Below are 17,575 nucleotides of genomic sequence, written 5' to 3' on the forward strand. Positions count from 1 at the left end.
TATGCCTGCTCCTTCGTGCAGGCCATGTTGCAGACACCCCTCCCATGCCAGGTATCTCCATGCCCAACGCCCGTCCCGTCGCCATCCTCGGTGGCGTCCGCATCCCGTTCTGCCGCCAGAACACGGCCTATTCGGACGTCGGCAACCTCGGCATGTCGGTACGTACGCTGGGCGCGCTGGTCGAACGCTTCGGCCTGCACGGCCAGCAGCTCGGCGAAGTGGCGATGGGCGCGGTGATCAAGCATTCCAGCGACTGGAACCTGGGCCGCGAAGCCACGCTGTCTTCCGGCCTGTCTCCGCTGACGCCCGGCATCACCATGCAGCGGGCCTGCGGCACCTCGCTGGACACCATCATTGCGGTGGCCAACAAGATCGCGCTGGGCCAGATCGACTCGGGCATCGGCGGCGGCTCGGACACCACCTCCGACGTACCGATCGTGTACGGCAAGAAGCTGCGCGCGCGCCTGCTGGCGGCCAACCGCGCCAAGAGCACCGGCGACAAGCTCAAGGCGCTGACCCGCGGCTTCAAGCTCAGCGAGCTCAAGCCCGAATTCCCCGGCGTGGCCGAGCCGCGTACCGGCAAGAGCATGGGCGACCATTGCGAGGACATGGCCAAGGAATGGAACATCTCGCGCGATTCGCAGGACGAATGGGCGGTGTCGTCGCACAAGAAGCTGGCCGCCGCCTATGAGCGCGGGTTCTTCACCGACCTGATCGCCCCGTTCCGTGGCGTCGAGCGCGACAACATCCTGCGCGCCGATACCTCGCTGGAAAAGCTGGCCACGCTCAAGCCGGCCTTCGACAAGGTGTCCGGTCGCGGCACGCTGACCGCCGCCAACTCCACCCCGCTCACCGACGGCGCCTCGGCGGTGCTGCTGGCCAGCGAGGAATGGGCGCGCGCGCACGGCCACGAACCGCTGGCCTACCTGCGCGATTCGCAGGTGGCCGCGGTGGATTTCGTGCACGGCGAAGGCCTGCTGATGGCGCCCACCATCGCGGTGCCGGAAATGCTCAAGCGCAACGGCCTGACCCTGCAGGATTTCGACATCTACGAAATCCATGAAGCGTTCGCCGCGCAGGTGCTGTGTACGCTGCGCGCGTGGGAAAGCGAAGACTACTGCCGCAACCGCCTGGGCCTGGACGCGCCGCTGGGCCGGATCGACCCGGCCAAGATCAACCCGCTGGGGTCCTCGCTGGCCACCGGCCACCCGTTCGCGGCCACCGGCGCGCGCGTGATCGCCACGGCGGCCAAGCAGCTGGCCGAACGCGGCGGTGGCCGCGCGCTGGTCTCGATCTGCACCGCCGGCGGCATGGGCGTGGTGGCGATCGTCGAACGCTGATCAGGCCGACAATCGCACACAAGAAAGGCCGCCCAAGGGCGGCCTTTCTTGTGGAGGTGGGTAGAGCCACCCCATGGGTGGCTGCACACCATCCCGAAGCCCGGTAGTGCCGGCCGCTGGCCGGCTCCACGCACCCCACCGAACGTCCATGAAGAGCCGACCAACGGTCGGCTCGACCGGTACGCCATCAAGGCAACCGCGGGTTGCCGAATTCGTCGCGCTCATCGCGCACGACCGGATCCACCGGATCAATGCGATCGACCGACTGCAACGGCTGCACCGGCAGCGGCTGCGACATCAGCGACTGCTCTTCCACCGTGGCGCGTTCGGGAACCACCGGGCCCAGCGGCGTGACCACCGCGTCGGCGCGCGCCAGCGCGATGCTGTCGTCGCCGCGCTGCTGGCGCAGCGCATTGGCGAAGCACTGTGCGGCCAACGCCGGCTCGCCACGCTCCACGAACAACTGGCCCAACGCTTCCCACGCGGCCGGACCGGCACCGGCGGCAATCGCGCGGTGCAGGTAGTCCTCGGCCTGGCTGTGCTGGCGCTGGCGGGTCGCGATACGGCCCAGCGCCAGCAGCAATGCCGGGCTGGCCGGCTGGTTGACCAGCCAACGCTGCAGGTTGGCCTGGCGCGTGGCCAGCTTGTCCACCGGCATCTGGCCGTACAGCTGCACCAGCGATTCGTCCCAGCGCGTGTCCAGCGCCTGCTCGATGTTGAGCAGGGCCGGTTCGTCCCAGTCCAGCGCCACGGCACGCAGCGCATACGCCGACACCACGTCCGGATCGCTGCGCAGCGCCTTCGGGGTGGCTTCCCATTGCGCCGCGAGTGCATTGACGTCGCCCGCTTCCAGCAGCGACTGCGCTGCCAGGCGGGTTTCCAGCTCGGCCACGGCCTCGTCGGGCAGGACCTTCTGTTTGCGCAGCGCGCCCAGCTGGCCGTACGCCTCGTGCGCGCGCTCGGCGCGGGCCAGCGCTTCGGTGCGCAGCCACAGGCCGCGCGGCGGCAGCGGTTGAATGGTGGCGGTGTCCAGCAGGTTGATCGCATCCACCGGGCGCTCCTGCACCAGCAGGCGCTCGGCCTGCAGCAGGGCGTGCAGGGTGGCGTCTTCACCGGCCAGGCGCTGCAGGTACTGGTTCACGGCCGCCTGGTCATCGCGTGCCTGCGCGCTGCGGACCGCGGTGACCATTGCAACGGCGGTCACTTCCTTGTCTTCGGCCGCGCTCTCCAGCAGCTTTTCAGCCCGCTGCCACTGGCCCTGTTCGTGCGCCTGGATGCCGTCGATCAGGCGCGCGCGGCCCTGCTTGCGACGGTAGCGGCCCCATGCGCGGAACGGCGAGGCCAGCAGGCTCCACAGCAGCCACAGCACCAGCAGGCCCACCAGCACCATCAAGGCCACCTGCGGCACCGTGGACCGGTAGTCGTTGCCGCCGTAGCGGTAGATCACTTCGCCGAACTGGCGCAGTTGTTCGGTGCCCAGGAATTGCGAGGCGATCACGCCAAGGGCTACCGCCAACAACAGCACCACCAGGGATTGGAAGGGTTTCATCGGTCATCTCCATCGCGCATCGCGCGCAGTTGCTGCAAGGTGCTGCCCAGTTCGGGTACCGCAGGATGCAGCACGCGCGTACGCAGTTGCTGCAGTTCAGCACGACGCTCGCGCAGGGCGGGTGAATCCGGCCACAGCCGCGGCAGCCATGCCGCCACGCGGTCCACGGCGTGGGTGAAGCCGTCCTGGTCGCCACGCTCCACCGCTGCGCGGGCCAAGGTGAGTTCCAGCTGCAGGGAATCCCAGCCGGCCACGCGCTCGGCATCGGTCAGCGGGCCCTGCGTGCGGGTGGGGGTGATGGTCACGAACGGCGCCAACACCTGTTGCCACCACGGCGTGCCGGCGGCTGCACCGGTACCAGCATCCACCTGTTCGGGGACCTGTTCCAACGCCGTGGCGAACGCGGCCAGCTGCGCGCCGGTGGTGGCACGCACGCCCGGGCCCAGCGCGTCCACCGCATTGCGCTCCTGCATCAGCGCCTGGCGCAGGTTGAGATAGTCGTTGCCCTGCACATCGGCCAGGGTGGTGGCGGCCAGCGCGTACAGCCGCTTGGCACCGTCCACGTCGTCGGCGTACGCCAGGCGCTGCGCGGCCTGGCCCAGCAGCAGTTCGGTCTCTTCCAGCTGCAGCGCCTGCGCGCCATGGCGGGTGCTGTCGGCCAGCTTGGCCAGGTTGTCTTCCAGCAGCGCGTTGCGCTGGCTCAGGCCCAGCATTTCATCGCGCAGCACGCGGTTGGTGGCGGCGGCGTCCTGCACCCGTTGCGAGGTCGAACGCTGGTCGCGGCGCAGCGCTTCCACGCTGTCCACCAGGCCCTGCAGCTGCAGCCCGGCATCGGCCTGCGCCTGGGCAGCGCGGGCCTGTTCGGCCTGCCAGCGGGTCCAGCCCCAGGCCACGCCCACGCCAATCACCAGTACGACCGCGAGCGGCACGATCCAGCGCAGGGAACGGGGGTCAGGCGGTGGCGAAACGTCGTCATTCATGCGGGCATCCTTGTCGCGCGCGCCGGGGTGTCCGCAAGCTGGCGTGCGACGTGGTGCACAGCATCACCCGGCGTGCGCGCGGCCCGCAAGGCCGGGAACGTCGCCTGTTCAGGTAGATGCGGAAGTGATGATCGCCGCGTGTGCGGCCTGCACCAACTGACGTGGTAGGGGGCCTTCGGCGACGCAGACCCGGGCGAACCCGGCCGCGCGGGCCTGCTCCGCAAGCCGCGCGCTGGCGGCCACCACCAGGGAGGCGCGCAGGCGCGGCAGCAGGTCCTGCGGCGCCCTGGCCAGCAGCAGGTCCAGCGCCTCGCCACTGCTGACCGCCACCACCCATGGCCCGGTACGGCGGCGCAGCCGCTGCAGGGCACGGGGCGGCAAGGGCAGGGGCACCCGCTGGTAAACATTGGCGCGGTGCAGCGTGGCGCCGCGTTCGATCAAGGTGGCGGCGATGATGCCGCGGCCACCCGGGGCGGTGACCAGGCCCGCGTCCAGCCCGTCCAGCCCGGTCAGCTCAGGCAAGGCCAGCAGGCCCTCGCTGTCCATCCGCGCCGGTGCCAGCACCGGGCCGGCGGTATGGGCGCGCAGCGCCGCCGCGGTACCGGTGCCCACCGCCAGCCAGATACCGGCACGCGCCGCGTTCAAGGGCAGCAGGCGCGCGGCCGCGTGCACCGCCGCCGGGCTGCTGAATACCACCCGCTGGGCAGCCAGCGCGCGCGCCAGCTGGGCGCGGCTGGCGTCGTCGTCGCGCACCTGCAGCGCCCACGGCGACAGCGCCACTACCGTGGCGCCGGCGGCCTGCGCAGCCCGCCGCAACGGCGCATGCTGGCCGCGCGGGCGCAGTGAAATCAGGGTCCATTCCGGCACATGTGCATCGCTGTTCATTGCGGGCATTATGCGAGCCCTTTGCCGTCACGTTGTCGTACCGATGTCCAATCCTGAATCCCTGCCCGCGCACCTGGCCGAACTGCAGCTCGTGCTGGACCGCATGCCCCCGGTGGCGGCCATGCAGATCCGCGTGGTGTCCTACCGCGACGGCATGCTCGACCTGGGCGCGCCGCTGGCCGCCAACGTCAACGACAAGGGCAACGCATTCGGTGGCAGCCTGGCCTCGGCGCTGACCCTGTCCGGGTGGGCGCTGGTGACCCTGCGCCTGCGCCTGGCCGGGTTCGATGCCGACGTTTACGTGGCCGACAGCCACGTGCGCTACCTGGCCCCGGTCTACGAGGACCTGCACGCCCAGGCCCAGGCCGCCGACCCGGCCGACTGGGACGGCTTCCTGGCCACCTTCGCCCAGCGCGGCAAGGCCCGGATCGGGCTGGTGGCCCGCCAGCCCGGCACTGCGGGCAAGCCGGCCGCTGAACTGACCGGGCGTTTCGTGGCCTTCGCAAGGCGGTAGGATGGGCGCCTTGCCGATTGGGGAATTCGCATGCGCCGTTTGTTTCAGATCCTGCTGCTGACCGTGTTCGCGCTGACCAGCGTCAGCGCGCTGGCCGCCGAGCCGAAAACCACCAAGAAGCAGCGCAAGGAGCTGGAAGAGACCCAGGTCAAGTACGACTCCACGATGCGCTGGGGCACCGTCGAGGACGCCCTGCCGTACCTGGACCCGGAATACGCCAAGGTCCACCCGCTCACCGACCTGGAGCTGCGCCGCTACGAGCAGGTGAAGATTTCCAGCTATCGGGCCGGCGACAACGTGCCCATGCCCGACGGCCGGGTGGGGCGCAACGCCGAGGTGCGGGTGATCAACAACAACACCCAGGCCGAGCGCACCCTGCGCGTGAAGGAAATCTGGCGCTGGGACGCCGAGGGCAAGCGCTGGCTCCAGGCCAACGGCCTGCCGGACCTCTGGCAGGAGCGCTGAGCCTCGTAGAGCCGGGCTCTGCCCGGCTGAAGCCATGATCGGCGAACGCTGAGCCACGCCCAGGCGGGGGCTGGACGCCGATTCGCCCGCATGTGCGACAATCGGCGCCCGATTATCGACCCGTGATCTTAGTGAATTACGAAGAGCTGCTGGCCTTTGCCGGCCGAAACCCGATGTTGTCGATGGCCCTGGTCGGCCTGACCGTGGCCATCATCGTCACCGAAGTCCGCCGCCTGTTCCGAGGCTTCAAGTCGCTCAAGCCGGCCGAACTGACCCACCTGATCAATGCCGGTGGCGCGATCGTGGTCGATCTGTCCTCCAGCAGCGATTTCGAGAAGGGCCATATCGCCGGCAGCCGCAATGTGCAGCCCAGTGCGTTCGGCCCGGAACACAAGCTGGTGGCCAACGCCAAGCAGAGCCCGGTGGTGCTGCTGTGCCGCACCGGCAACGCCTCGGAAACCGCCGCCAAGGCGCTGAAGAAGGCCGGCTTTGAGCAGGTCAGCGTGCTCGACGGCGGCATTCCGGCCTGGCAGCAGGCCGAGTTGCCGCTGGTCAAGGGCCGCAACTGATTTCCGCGCGATTGCGCTGCATGCCTTGTGCGCGGCGCCACACGCCCGCATAGCAGGGCATGTAACAATCCAACTTATTGCACTTAATTTCTGGGAGCTACAGGAAATGTCCGAAGAGACCACCAACGGCGCCGTCGCGCCGGCCGACGCCGCCACCGGCCCCGCGTTCACCGTCGAGAAGATCTACGTCAAGGACGTTTCGTTCGAGTCGCCCAATGCGCCGGCCGTGTTCAACGAAGCCGTGCAGCCGGAACTGCAGCTCAACCTCAACCAGCGCGTGCAGCGCCTGGGCGAGAACGCCTTTGAAGTCGTGCTGGCCGTCACCCTGACCTGCAAGGCCGGCGACAAGACCGCCTACGTGGCCGAAGTGCAGCAGGCCGGCGTGTTCGGCCTGGTCGGCCTGGACCCGCAGTCGATCGACGTGCTGCTCGGCACCCAGTGCCCGAACATTCTGTTCCCGTACGTGCGTTCGCTGGTGAGCGAGCTGATCCAGGCCGGCGGCTTCCCGCCGTTCTTCCTGCAGCCGATCAACTTCGAAGGCCTGTACGCCGAAACCCTGCGTCAGCGCCAGGAGCAGGGTGAAACCTCGCTGGCCGACTCCGAGCCGGCCGGCAACGCCTGATCGGCGCTGCTGTCGTTGCAATGAGCACCCACGCAGAAAAAATCGCGGTTCTCGGCGCCGGCTCCTGGGGCACGGCGCTGGCCAGTCTGCTTGCCCGGCACGGTCATTCGACCGTGCTGTGGGGGCGTGATGCGGCCATGGTCGAGGCCATCGACCAGCGCCACGAGAACTCCCGCTACCTGCCCGGCATTCCGCTGCCGGCGGCGTTGCGTGCCACCACCGACCTGGCCGCTGCCGTCAGCGACGCCACCTGGATCCTGGTAGTGGTGCCGTCGCACGCCTTCGGTGAAACCGTGCGCGCGCTGGCGCCGCTGCGTCCGGCAAACGCCGGCGTGGCCTGGGCAACCAAGGGCTTCGAGCCCGGGTCGGGCCGTTTCCTGCACGAAGTAGCGCGCGAGGTCCTCGGGCCGGACGTGCCGCTGGCGGTGGTGACCGGTCCGTCGTTCGCCAAGGAAGTCACCGAGGGCCTGCCCACCGCGATCACCGTACACGGTGACGCGCCGGCATTCGCCCAGCAGGTGGCCGACGCGATGCACGGCCCGGCGTTCCGCGCCTACACCGGTGACGACATGGTCGGCGCCGAACTGGGCGGGGCCATGAAGAACGTGCTGGCCGTGGCCACCGGCGTGGCCGATGGCATGCAGCTGGGCCTGAACGCCCGTGCCGGCCTGATCACCCGCGGCCTCAACGAGATGCTGCGGCTGGCCGCGGCGATCGGGGCCAAGCCGGAAACCCTGATGGGCCTGGCTGGCCTGGGCGACCTGGTGCTCACCTGCACCGGCGATCTGTCGCGCAACCGTCGTCTCGGCCTGGCGCTGGGACGCGGCCAGACCCTGCAGGACGCCGTGCGTGAAATCGGCCAGGTGGTGGAGTCGGTGCAGACCGCCGACGAAGTCATGCGCCAGGCCCGCCGCCACGGCATCGACCTGCCGATCTCCGATCGGGTACGCGCGGTGCTGCACGGCGAGCAGACCCCGGAAGAAGGCTTGCGTGCGCTGCTGGCGCGCGAACAGAAGCCGGAATATCCGGACACGCTGTTCAAGTGACCCACGAAAAACCCCGGCAAACGCCGGGGTTTTTTGTAGGCATCCACGCCCGGTCACACCGCCCGGAAACGAAAAAACCCGGCACAAGGCCGGGTTTCTTCGTGGCGTACCGACGAGGGTGTCGCCATGCCAACCGCAAAGAACGCGGCGGCCCTGCAGGTAGAGCCGACCGTCGGTCGGCTGCTGTCCGCGCAAAAAATGCGACGGCCAACACAGGTAGAGCCGACCGTTGGTCGGCTGCTCTAAAAGTGAAGCCCGACCTAAGCCGGGCTTCATGGCGCAGGGGAGAGAGACCACGCCATCCAACAACGTACCGCGGTGAAACGGTATTACCAGGTGAAGCGCGGACCGACGAACCATTCCTTGTCGCCGCCCTTGGCCAGCTTCACTTCGCCAGCAAGGCCCCAGTTCTGGTTGAGCTTGGCCTGGGCGCCGACGCGGCCGTAGAACTCGCCGTCCGGGTTGATACCGTGCTTCTTGCTGTAGTCCTCGTAACCGGCCATCACGTAACCCTCGATGTTCGGGGTGAACGCGCTGCGCACGCCCACTTCGGTCGAGTAGCCGTTGAAGTCCAGACCGTGCTTCGGGTCGAACTTCTGGTAGGCAACGCGGGCCACCAGGTCGGTGGTCGGGGCGATGCCGTAGTTGTAGCCGACACCGACCTTCCACTGGTCCACATCATTGCTGCCGCGCTTGGTTTCCTGCGCGTTGTAGTCGCCAAAGACATGGAAGTTCGGCGCCACGGCAACCGAGCCCTTCACGGCCCAGCCGTCGGCGTCGCCGCCCTTGGCATCGGTCTTCACGTAGCCGCCTTCAACATAGTTGTACGACAGGCCATCGGTTGCAGACGCAGCGAACGGCAGAGCAGCGAGCAGACCCAGGGCAAGCAAGGAAGACTTCATCATCGGGACACCTTTAATTATTTTTGGTTTTGCCGAACCGCCCCCCTTGGGAGGGGGAGAGAAGGGGCGGTCGACAGGTGTTAATTATTCATTTGTCGTCCCAATCGCTCCTGAATATTGAACTGACCGGTACATGAATGAAGCGCCCGTTCARGGAACTTGGGTGGTAGGTCGATTAGCCATGTCCCCATAGTTGGCGTCGCTTACACAAACTATGGGCGCAGCCGCCTGCACAAACTATGGGCGCAAGCCTGTCACCCCTTCTAGGAGAGCGCCGTGCCTTAACGGCAACGTAACATCGGCTTCGCAGCCAGCCTAAGACGCATTTTTAAGAAACCGCTGATATATCCCAGAGAGACAGGTGGGGAGGATGGAGCCATCCGGTCAGACCGGAACCAAGGCCCCTCCACTCTCACGCGCAGTTTGCCGCGCAGCTCCTGGGATACTCCATGAACTTTGTATACAAGTTGATCTTCAACATTTCGACGGGCACATGGGCAGTCGCCCACGAGCTCGCTGTTTCGCGCGGCAAGAAGAGCCGCACCCGGTTGGCGAAGGCCATGGCGATTGCACTGGCGCTGCCGGCAGGTGCAGCGATGGCGGCTGACTCGCCCGAAGTGATGCAGTGTGTCGCGGGACAAACAATGTCTCAGGACGGGCTGCGCTGTGAGGATACGGCTAATGCTGCTGGTATCGTTGCACCACGCGCTGGCACCGGGGCCGTATTCTTAGGTGGGACCGCAAATGGCGAAAATGCCGTAGCCATTGGAACAGGGTCAACGGCGAGCTACAAGGAATCAGCAGCGCTCGGCTTTAGGGCTCTCGCGCAACAAGAGGGCGCGGTCGCTGTGGGCCCACAGTCGGCTGTGTATGCTGTTGATGGAACAGCCGTTGGCTCATTCGCCACTGTTGCCAGTGGTGCAGTGGGAGGCGTCGCGCTCGGGACCCGTTCGACGTCTTCTGCCAATGGAGCGGCCGCGATCGGCGAAAGATCGATCGCCAACGCGGCAGACGCCACGGCGCTCGGCAAGAACGCACAGGCCAATGGTGCTAGGGCTGTAGCGTTGGGTGCAGCTTCCATTGCTGGCGCGGCGGACACGGTTTCTGTCGGCAATACAACGCTGAAGCGCGTCATTGTCAACGTTGCGCCCGGCAAGGCTGCGACTCACGCGGCTACGATTGGTCAGTTGTCGCCGCTTATCGCTGGTTTGGGCGGTGGCGCTGCCATCGACCCGACGACCGGCGCGGTTACCGGTCCGACCTACAAGGTGGATGGCAAGGATCAGAACCTCGGCGAAGCCCTCGCCGGGCTGGGCAATAACGCCCAGGCGCTGAAGGACAAGCTGACCAGCAGCGGGCTGCTCGCCGAAGATGGCAAGGCCATCGCACCAGTGACCTACGACCGGGATGTCAAAGGTGAAACCAACTTTGGTTCGGTCACCATGGGCAACGGTACTGGACCGGTCAAGCTGAAGAACGTCGCCGTTGGCACCGCCAACACGGACGCGGTCAACCTGGGCCAGCTCAACACTGCCCTTACGAATGCTGCGCAGGATGACGTGCACACGTTTGTGCAGATCGGCGGAAGCGGCGGCAGCGCCAGTGGAAATGCAATTGCTGGGGGAGTCGGGGCGGTAGCTGTCGGCCGGGGCTCAAACGCAGCTAAGTACAGCGTTGCCGTCGGTGGAAACACGAAAGCAACTGGCGAAGCAACCACGGCCGTCGGTATTGAAGCCTCCGCCGCAGGCACCAAGGCCTCTGCACTTGGCTGGAAGGCAAACGCTGCTGGCGACCGCGCAACCGCCGTCGGCTTTGGCGCGACCGCAGAAGGTGCCGCCAGCGTCGCGCTGGGCGGTGGCGTCAGCGAAACCCCGGAGGGCGTAGTCATCGCATCTGGCGCGTTGTCGTCGGGCGACAACTCTGTTGCCATCGGCGTCCGTAGCAAAGCGACCGCCAAAGACGCCGTCGCGCTCGGCTCGGACTCGGTGGCCGGGTCGGTCAACTCCTTCTCGATCGGTAACGATACCTTGAAGCGCACCATCATCAACGTGGCCGCCGGCAAGGCTGCAACCGATGCGGTCAATGTCAGCCAGCTGTCGCCGCTGGTGGCCGGCCTGGGCGGTGGCGCAGCCATTGATCCCAACACGGGCGCGGTCACCGGGCCGACCTACAAGGTTGACGGCAAGGAACAGAAGAATCTGGGCGATGCGCTGACCAGCCTCGACGCAGGTACGAGCGCACTGAAGGAAACGCTTGCAAGCAGTGGGCTGGTGGCAGCCGACGGCAAGGCACTGGCCGCTGTCAGCTACGATCGCGATATCAAGGGTGTGACCAACTATGGCTCGGTGACGCTGGGCAACGGCAAGGGTGCCGTTTCGCTCAAGAACGTGGCGGCGGGCACGGATGATACCGATGCCGTCAACATGACCCAGCTCAAGAACGCCATGGCGAATGCAACGCCGGCCGAAAGCACCTTCCTGGCCGGTAAGGGCGGTGGCACGGCAGCCAAGGCGACCGGCTTCAACTCGGTGGCCCTGGGCATCAACTCGGTGGCCGACCAGGCCAACACCGTGTCGGTGGGCTCGGCGTCGGGGAAGCGTCGCATCACGAACCTGGCGTCGGCCCAGGAAGAAAGCGATGCCGCAACCTATGGCCAGGTTACCGCCCTGGTGGGTAACGCCAGTTCGAGCGCCCAGCGTGCACTGAAGGACGTCAACACGCGCCTGTCGGCACTGAGCGAGCAGACGGGCCGTGTCGGTTTGGATAGCCCGTTCCTGAAGATCGATGCCCCGGAAGGCTCCGAAGCGGCTGTCGTCGATCTGAACAACTCCGCTGTGGCCATTGGTGCATCGACCAGCGCCATCGGCAGTATTGCCACGGCGATTGGTGGCGCCTCCTATGCGAAGGGTTCGCAGGCTGCGGCGATTGGCGGTGGCGCCTACGCCGAAGGTCAGGGCGCTCTGGCGATGGGCTCCGCACGGGCCGAAGCCGACAATTCCACGGCGCTGGGTAACGGTGCGCGTGCCACCGGTGCCTACACGCTGGCCATCGGCGCCAACGCGCGCTCGGCGGGCATGAATGGCGTTGCCCTGGGTAACAGCACCCGCGCGAACGCTGATAATGCAGTGGCCATCGGCACCTTGGCCAACATCGACGCCACGGCCACCAACTCCATGGCCTTTGGCCGTAACGCCAGCGTCGGCGCTGGCGCGACCAATGCGATGTCGCTGGGCAGCAACACGACCAATACCCGTGCCAATACGGTGTCGGTCGGCAGCCTCAAGAACGAACGGCAGATCACGAATGTGGCGGCCGGTACCGCTGACACCGACGCCGTCAATTTCAGCCAGCTGAAGAGCTTCGTCGGTTCCAATGGTGGTGGTCCGCTGATGGTGTCGTACGCCGATGAAACGAAAGCCTCGCTCGCCTTGGCCGGCGAAAACGGCACGACGATCAGCAACGTGAAGGCTGGCGCCGTCTCGGCCACCAGTACCGAAGCGATCAACGGCGCACAGCTGCAGGGCACGGCCTCCTCGGTTGCCTCCGCGCTGGGCGGCGGCTCGACGGTCAAGGCCGACGGCACCCTCGCGGCGCCGAGCTATACCGTGGGCGGTAACAAGCATGGCTCCGTCGGCAGCGCGCTGGGTGCTGTGGATACCTCGCTGACCGATCTGGACGGCCGTACCAATGACCTGGCCAGCCAGATCAAGGGCAGCGGCTTGGTGGACGACAAGGGCAACGCCCTGGCCGCCGTGACCTACGACAAGAAGGCGGATGGTTCGGCTGACCGGGCTTCGGTGACGCTCGGCACGCCGGGCACTGCCGTCAAGCTCTCGAACGTGGCCGCCGGCAAGGTGACCGCTGCCAGCACCGACGCCATCAACGGCGCTCAGCTGCAGGGCACGGCTGCCTCCGTGGCAACGGCCCTGGGTGGCGGCTCCACGGTCAAGGCCGACGGCACCCTCGTGGCGCCGAGCTACACCGTGGGTGGCAACAAGCATGGCTCCGTCGGCAGCGCTCTGGGTGCCGTGGATACGTCGCTGACGGACCTGGATGGCCGCACCAACGACCTGGCCAGCCAGATCAAGGACACCGGTCTGGTAGACGACAAGGGCAACGCACTGGCAGCGGTCACTTATGACCAGAAAGCAGACGGTTCGGCTGACCGTGCGTCGGTGACCCTTGGCACGCCGGGCACGGCGGTGAAGCTGTCGAACGTGGCCGCCGGCAAGGTAACCGCCGCCAGCACCGACGCCATCAATGGTGCGCAGCTGCAGGGCACGGCCGCGTCGGTTGCGGCCGCACTTGGCGGCGGCTCGACGGTGCAGGCAGACGGCACCCTTTCGGCGCCGAGCTACAACGTAGGTGGTAAGCCGCATGCCTCCATCGGTGGCGCATTGGGCGCTCTGGACACATCGGTCACGGCGCTGGATGGCAGGACCAATGATCTCGCCGAGCAGCTTGCCGGCAGTGGCTTGGTGGATGACAAGGGCAATGCCATCGCGGCAGTGACGTACGACCAGAAGAAGGACGGCTCGGCGGACTACGCGTCGGTGACGCTGGGCAATGCGGATACCGCCGTGAAGCTCTCGAACGTGGCCGCCGGCAAGGTGACCGCCGCAAGCACGGATGCCATTAACGGTGCACAGCTGCAGGGGACGGCCACTTCGGTGGCGGCGGCCCTGGGCGGCGGCGCGGTGATGAAGGCTGACGGCACGCTGACCGCGCCGAGCTACACCGTGGGAAGCGGCAAGTACAGCGACGTCGGCGGCGCTTTCGGTGCGGTGAACAGCTCGCTGACCGATCTGGATGGCCGTGCCAAGACCATGGCGGAGCAGCTCGCAGGTATGGGCGTGGTGGGCGAGGATGGCAAGAGCCTGGCTGCCGTCACCTATGACCAAAAGAAGGATGGTTCGCCTGACTATGCGTCCGTGACCCTGGGCTCGAAGGATGCTGCGGTGAAGCTGTCGAATGTGGCCGCCGGTTCGGTAGCCGCCACCAGCACCGAAGCGATCAACGGCGCGCAGCTGCAGGGCACGGCCTCTTCGGTTGCCTCCGCGCTAGGCGGCGGTTCGACGGTCAAGGCCGACGGCACCCTCGTGGCGCCGAGCTACACCGTGGGAGGCAATAAGCATGGCTCCGTCGGCAGCGCTCTGGGTGCTGTGGATACCTCCCTGACCGATCTGGACGGCCGTACCAATGACCTGGCCAGCCAGATCAAGGGCAGCGGCCTGGTGGACGACAAGGGAAACGCCCTGGCCGCCGTGACCTACGACAAGAAGGCGGATGGTTCGGCTGACCGGGCTTCGGTGACGCTAGGCACGCCGGGCACTGCCGTGAAGCTCTCGAACGTGGCCGCCGGCAAGGTGACCGCCGCCAGCACCGACGCCATCAACGGCGCTCAGCTGCAGGGCACGGCTGCTTCCGTGGCAGCGGCCCTGGGTGGTGGCTCCACGGTCAAGGCCGACGGCAGCATTGCGGCACCGAGCTACACCGTGGGTACCACCAAGCACGGCGATGTGGGCAGCGCCTTCGGCGCGGTCAACACCTCGCTGTCTGACCTGGATGGCAGAGCCAAGCAGCTGGACGAAAAGTTGTCCGGCACGGGCTTGGTGGATGACAAGGGCAATGCGTTGGCCGCCGTTGTCTACGGCCAGAACAAGGACGGTACGACCAACTATGGTTCGGTGACGCTGGGTAAGATCGCTGGCAGTGAACCGGTGCGCCTGAAGAACCTCGCCGCTGGCGTGGACAGCAGCGACGCGGTCAATGTCAGCCAGCTGACCGCTGCAACCGCAAATCCGTGGTTCAGTGGCAAGGGCGGCGGCACGGCGGCCAAGGTAAGTGCGTTCGGTTCGGTTGCCATCGGCATCAACTCGGTCGCCGACCAGAACAACACGGTGTCCGTTGGCAGTAGTGACCAGAAACGTCGCATCACCAATGTTGCCGACGGTGAGGGCAACTACGACGCGGTCAACTACCGCCAGCTGGTGTCGATGGTGTCCGGCCAGAACACGCGGACCCAGAGCGCGCTCAAGGATGTGGACAGCCGTTTCGCCGCGTTGGATGCACGCGGCGTCGTGGACGATTCATTCATCAAGATCGACGCCCCGGAAGGCTCCGAAGCGGCTGTGGTGGATCTGAACAACTCCGCTGTGGCCATTGGTGCATCGAGCAGCGCCATCGGCAGTATTGCCACGGCGATTGGTGGCGCCTCCTACGCGAAGGGTTCGCAGGCTGCGGCGATTGGCGGTGGCGCCTACGCCGAAGGTCAGGGCGCTCTCGCGATGGGCTCCGCCCGGGCCGAGGCCGACAATTCCACGGCGCTGGGCAACGGTGCGCGTGCCACGGGTGCCTACACGCTCTCGGTCGGCGCCAATGCGCGTTCGGCGGGCCTGAATGCCGTTGCATTGGGTAACAACACCCGAGCAAACGCCGACAACGCAGTGGCCATCGGCAACCTGGCCAACATCGACGCCACGGCCACCAACTCCATGGCCTTTGGCCGCAACGCCAGCGTGGGTGCTGGCGCAACCAATGCGATGTCGCTGGGCAGCAACACGACCAATACCCGCGCCAACACGGTGTCGGTCGGCAGCTTGAACAATGAGCGGCAGATCACCAACGTGGCGGCCGGCACGGCCGAAACCGATGCTGTCAACTTCAGTCAGCTGAAGAAGTACGTGGGTGAGAACGGTGGCAGCGGTGGTGCAGCCAATCCGCTGGCTGTGGCCTACACCGATGCCGACAAGGGCACGGTCAGCCTGGCGGGTGCCGAGGGCACGATCCTCTCCAACGTCAAGGCGGGTAGCGCAGACACCGACGCGGCCAACGTCGGCCAGGTGAAGGGCGTTGCCGCCGCGATCGGCGGAGGCGCCTCCATTGCGGCAGACGGTTCCGTCACCGCGCCGAGCTTCACCATCGGTGGCGGCCGCTACAGCAACGTCGGCGACACTTTCGCTGCAGTGGACACCTCGCTGACCGACCTGGATGGGCGTGTCACGGGCAATAGCAGCAGCGTGACCAACCTGACCAAGCAGTTCGAGGAGCTGACGGCAGGCACCAGCGGCATGGTCACCTTCGATGCGGCGTCCAACACCGTGAAGGTCGCTTCGGCCCAGGCTGGCACCACGGTCGACTTTGCCAACAGTGACAACGAAGCGCGCACGCTGACCAACGTTGCTGCAGGCAGCGCCGAAGGCGATGCGGTGAATGTTGCCCAGCTGAAGGGCACTGCACAGAGTGTGGCCGCAGCCATCGGTGGCGGTTCGGTGGTCAACGCGGACGGCACTGTCTCCCAGCCGAGCTACACGGTCGGTGGGACCACGGTGACCAACTTCGGCGATGCCATCACCAACATCGATGACCGCACGACCATCAACGCAACCGAGCTCACCACGCTGGGCACGACCATCAAGGAACTGTCCAACGGCACGTCCGGTCTGGTCACGGTTGATCAGGTCACCGGCAATGTACAGGTCGCTGCAGCGCAGGGCGGCACCCTCGTCGACATGGAAGGCACCGACGGCAAGCGTCGCGTCAGCGGTGTCGCCAACGGCACGGAGGAGGACGACGTGGTGACCATTGCCCAGCTGCGTGCAGCCGGTGCGATCGATCCGGTCAGTGGCCAGACGTTGAGCGTGCTGACCTACGACGGTGCCGATCTGTCGCGTGCCACCCTGGGCGGTAGCCAGGGAACCGTGCTGGCCAACGTCGCCAGCGGGTTCATCGGCGCGGGCAGCATGGAAGCGATCAACGGTGGCCAGCTGTTCGACATGAATGCCGCTATCCAGGGCAGGATGGATGGGCTGGATGGCCGTGTCGGCACCATTGAGAAGGGCATTGCCGAGGGCTCGATTGGGAGCGGCAATGGTTCCGGCAACGGCAACGGCAACGGCAACGGCAACGGCAACGGCAACGGCAATCCTGCCGGCGACGGTGCAGCCGAGGGCGGTTTGGTTGGTCCGGGTGCTGGCGAAGGTGCGCTGATTGTCGGCGGCGGTTCGGCCGGCGGTTCAGGTGCGGTGAGCGTCGGCGACGGCAGCAAGGCGGAGGGCAACAGCTCGATCGCCGTCGGCGGTGGCAGCTCGGCCGGCACCGGTTCCATCAGCGTCGGTGGTGGCAGCTCGGCCGGTGGTACTGGCGCGATCAGCGTCGGCGAGGGCAGCGCGGCCAGTGGTACCGGCTCGGTTGCCATCGGTGAGGGTGCGAAGGTGACGAACGACAACTCGGTTGCCATCGGCAGCGGATCCACCACCACCCGGGACAATGAAGTGTCGATGGGCTCGGCGGGTTCGGAACGTGTTGTCAGCAATGTCGCCGCGGGTATCCAGGGCACTGACGCAGTCAATCTGCAGCAGATGGATGACCGCTTCAAGGCCGAGCATGACTGGTCCAACAGCCGCTTCCAGTCGATGGACAAGCGCATCGACCGGATGGGTGCCATCAGTGCGGCCTACGCCGGTATGGCCATCAATACGGCCGGTCTGAGCGGCGACAACCGCCTGGGCGCCGGTATCGGGTCGCAGAACGGTCGCAGTGCACTGGCCGTCGGCTACCAGCGCATCCTCGGCGAGAAGAAGAACGTGTCGGTCTCGCTGGGCGGTGCTTTCAGTGGCAGCGACCAGAGCGTCTCGGCAGGTGCCGGCATCAGCTGGTAAGCGGAGAGAGCTTACCGTCGTAGTGTAAAAAGAAGCCCGCGGT

Annotated in this window: 11 protein-coding genes; 7 read left to right on the forward strand and 4 right to left on the reverse strand. The window is 66.7% G+C overall.

Annotated elements, in window-relative coordinates; genetic code table 11:
- The first annotated feature begins 44 nt into the window (after positions 1-44).
- Positions 45-1,340 (forward strand): acetyl-CoA C-acetyltransferase, encoded by a 1,296-nt coding sequence (locus AC1DCJ_RS08405; protein ID WP_123731054.1) that lies wholly within the window; start codon positions 45-47, stop codon positions 1,338-1,340.
- Between the two features lie 187 nt (positions 1,341-1,527).
- Here the strand turns inward: AC1DCJ_RS08405 and AC1DCJ_RS08410 are convergent, their stop codons facing one another.
- The 3 genes from AC1DCJ_RS08410 to AC1DCJ_RS08420 all read right to left on the reverse strand — a co-directional run bounded on the left by AC1DCJ_RS08410 (position 1,528) and on the right by AC1DCJ_RS08420 (position 4,754).
- Entirely contained in the window at positions 1,528-2,889 is a 1,362-nt protein-coding gene (locus AC1DCJ_RS08410) for a heme biosynthesis protein HemY (RefSeq protein WP_313423274.1), read from the reverse strand.
- Positions 2,886-3,869 carry a uroporphyrinogen-III C-methyltransferase gene (locus AC1DCJ_RS08415; protein WP_141058243.1) on the reverse strand — a complete coding sequence of 328 codons (984 nt, stop codon included), beginning with the start codon at positions 3,867-3,869 and terminating at the stop codon, positions 2,886-2,888. Before AC1DCJ_RS08415 ends, AC1DCJ_RS08410 begins: the two co-directional genes overlap by 4 nt.
- Before the next feature lie 108 nt (positions 3,870-3,977).
- Positions 3,978-4,754 (reverse strand): uroporphyrinogen-III synthase, encoded by a 777-nt coding sequence (locus tag AC1DCJ_RS08420; protein WP_478070674.1) that lies wholly within the window; start codon positions 4,752-4,754, stop codon positions 3,978-3,980.
- A 43-nt stretch (positions 4,755-4,797) separates the two neighbouring features.
- On the opposite strand from AC1DCJ_RS08420, the gene AC1DCJ_RS08425 reads away from it, so the two are divergent.
- From AC1DCJ_RS08425 to AC1DCJ_RS08445, 5 genes are all read left to right on the forward strand, one after another.
- Positions 4,798-5,268, forward strand: a complete 471-nt coding sequence (locus AC1DCJ_RS08425) for a YiiD C-terminal domain-containing protein (protein WP_478070675.1) — start codon at positions 4,798-4,800, stop codon at positions 5,266-5,268.
- Positions 5,269-5,298: 30 nt separating this feature from the next.
- Positions 5,299-5,733, forward strand: a complete 435-nt coding sequence (locus AC1DCJ_RS08430; RefSeq protein ID WP_137191369.1) for a hypothetical protein — start codon at positions 5,299-5,301, stop codon at positions 5,731-5,733.
- Positions 5,734-5,864: 131 nt separating this feature from the next.
- Positions 5,865-6,302 (forward strand): rhodanese-like domain-containing protein, encoded by a 438-nt coding sequence (locus tag AC1DCJ_RS08435; protein WP_137191529.1) that lies wholly within the window; start codon positions 5,865-5,867, stop codon positions 6,300-6,302.
- Positions 6,303-6,408: 106 nt separating this feature from the next.
- Positions 6,409-6,924: a protein-export chaperone SecB gene (secB, locus tag AC1DCJ_RS08440; RefSeq protein ID WP_137191368.1), complete on the forward strand. Its 516-nt coding sequence runs from the start codon at positions 6,409-6,411 to the stop codon at positions 6,922-6,924.
- A 20-nt stretch (positions 6,925-6,944) separates the two neighbouring features.
- Positions 6,945-7,970, forward strand: a complete 1,026-nt coding sequence (locus AC1DCJ_RS08445; protein WP_478070676.1) for an NAD(P)H-dependent glycerol-3-phosphate dehydrogenase — start codon at positions 6,945-6,947, stop codon at positions 7,968-7,970.
- 329 nt (positions 7,971-8,299) lie between these two features.
- Here AC1DCJ_RS08445 and AC1DCJ_RS08450 read toward each other — a convergent pair whose 3' ends face one another.
- Positions 8,300-8,872 carry an OmpO family porin gene (locus tag AC1DCJ_RS08450; RefSeq protein ID WP_181406195.1) on the reverse strand — a complete coding sequence of 191 codons (573 nt, stop codon included), beginning with the start codon at positions 8,870-8,872 and terminating at the stop codon, positions 8,300-8,302.
- A 449-nt stretch (positions 8,873-9,321) separates the two neighbouring features.
- Between AC1DCJ_RS08450 and AC1DCJ_RS08455 the strand changes: the two genes are divergently transcribed.
- Positions 9,322-17,532 carry an ESPR-type extended signal peptide-containing protein gene (locus tag AC1DCJ_RS08455; RefSeq protein ID WP_478070677.1) on the forward strand — a complete coding sequence of 2,737 codons (8,211 nt, stop codon included), beginning with the start codon at positions 9,322-9,324 and terminating at the stop codon, positions 17,530-17,532.
- The last annotated feature ends 43 nt before the right edge of the window (positions 17,533-17,575 follow it).

Source organism: Stenotrophomonas sp. 10N36 (genome assembly GCF_056395005.1).

Excerpts from the sequence above, each read along its gene's own strand:
- AC1DCJ_RS08420 (WP_478070674.1), bottom strand. The coding sequence starts at position 4,754 with ATGAACAGCGATGCACATGTGCCGGAATGGACCCTGATTTCACTGCGC.
- AC1DCJ_RS08405 (WP_123731054.1), top strand. The coding sequence starts at position 45 with ATGCCAGGTATCTCCATGCCCAACGCCCGTCCCGTCGCCATCCTCGGT.
- AC1DCJ_RS08430 (WP_137191369.1), top strand. The coding sequence starts at position 5,299 with ATGCGCCGTTTGTTTCAGATCCTGCTGCTGACCGTGTTCGCGCTGACC.
- AC1DCJ_RS08415 (WP_141058243.1), bottom strand. The coding sequence starts at position 3,869 with ATGAATGACGACGTTTCGCCACCGCCTGACCCCCGTTCCCTGCGCTGG.
- secB (WP_137191368.1), top strand. The coding sequence starts at position 6,409 with ATGTCCGAAGAGACCACCAACGGCGCCGTCGCGCCGGCCGACGCCGCC.
- AC1DCJ_RS08455 (WP_478070677.1), top strand. The coding sequence starts at position 9,322 with ATGAACTTTGTATACAAGTTGATCTTCAACATTTCGACGGGCACATGG.
- AC1DCJ_RS08425 (WP_478070675.1), top strand. The coding sequence starts at position 4,798 with ATGTCCAATCCTGAATCCCTGCCCGCGCACCTGGCCGAACTGCAGCTC.
- AC1DCJ_RS08445 (WP_478070676.1), top strand. The coding sequence starts at position 6,945 with ATGAGCACCCACGCAGAAAAAATCGCGGTTCTCGGCGCCGGCTCCTGG.
- AC1DCJ_RS08450 (WP_181406195.1), bottom strand. The coding sequence starts at position 8,872 with ATGAAGTCTTCCTTGCTTGCCCTGGGTCTGCTCGCTGCTCTGCCGTTC.
- AC1DCJ_RS08410 (WP_313423274.1), bottom strand. The coding sequence starts at position 2,889 with ATGAAACCCTTCCAATCCCTGGTGGTGCTGTTGTTGGCGGTAGCCCTT.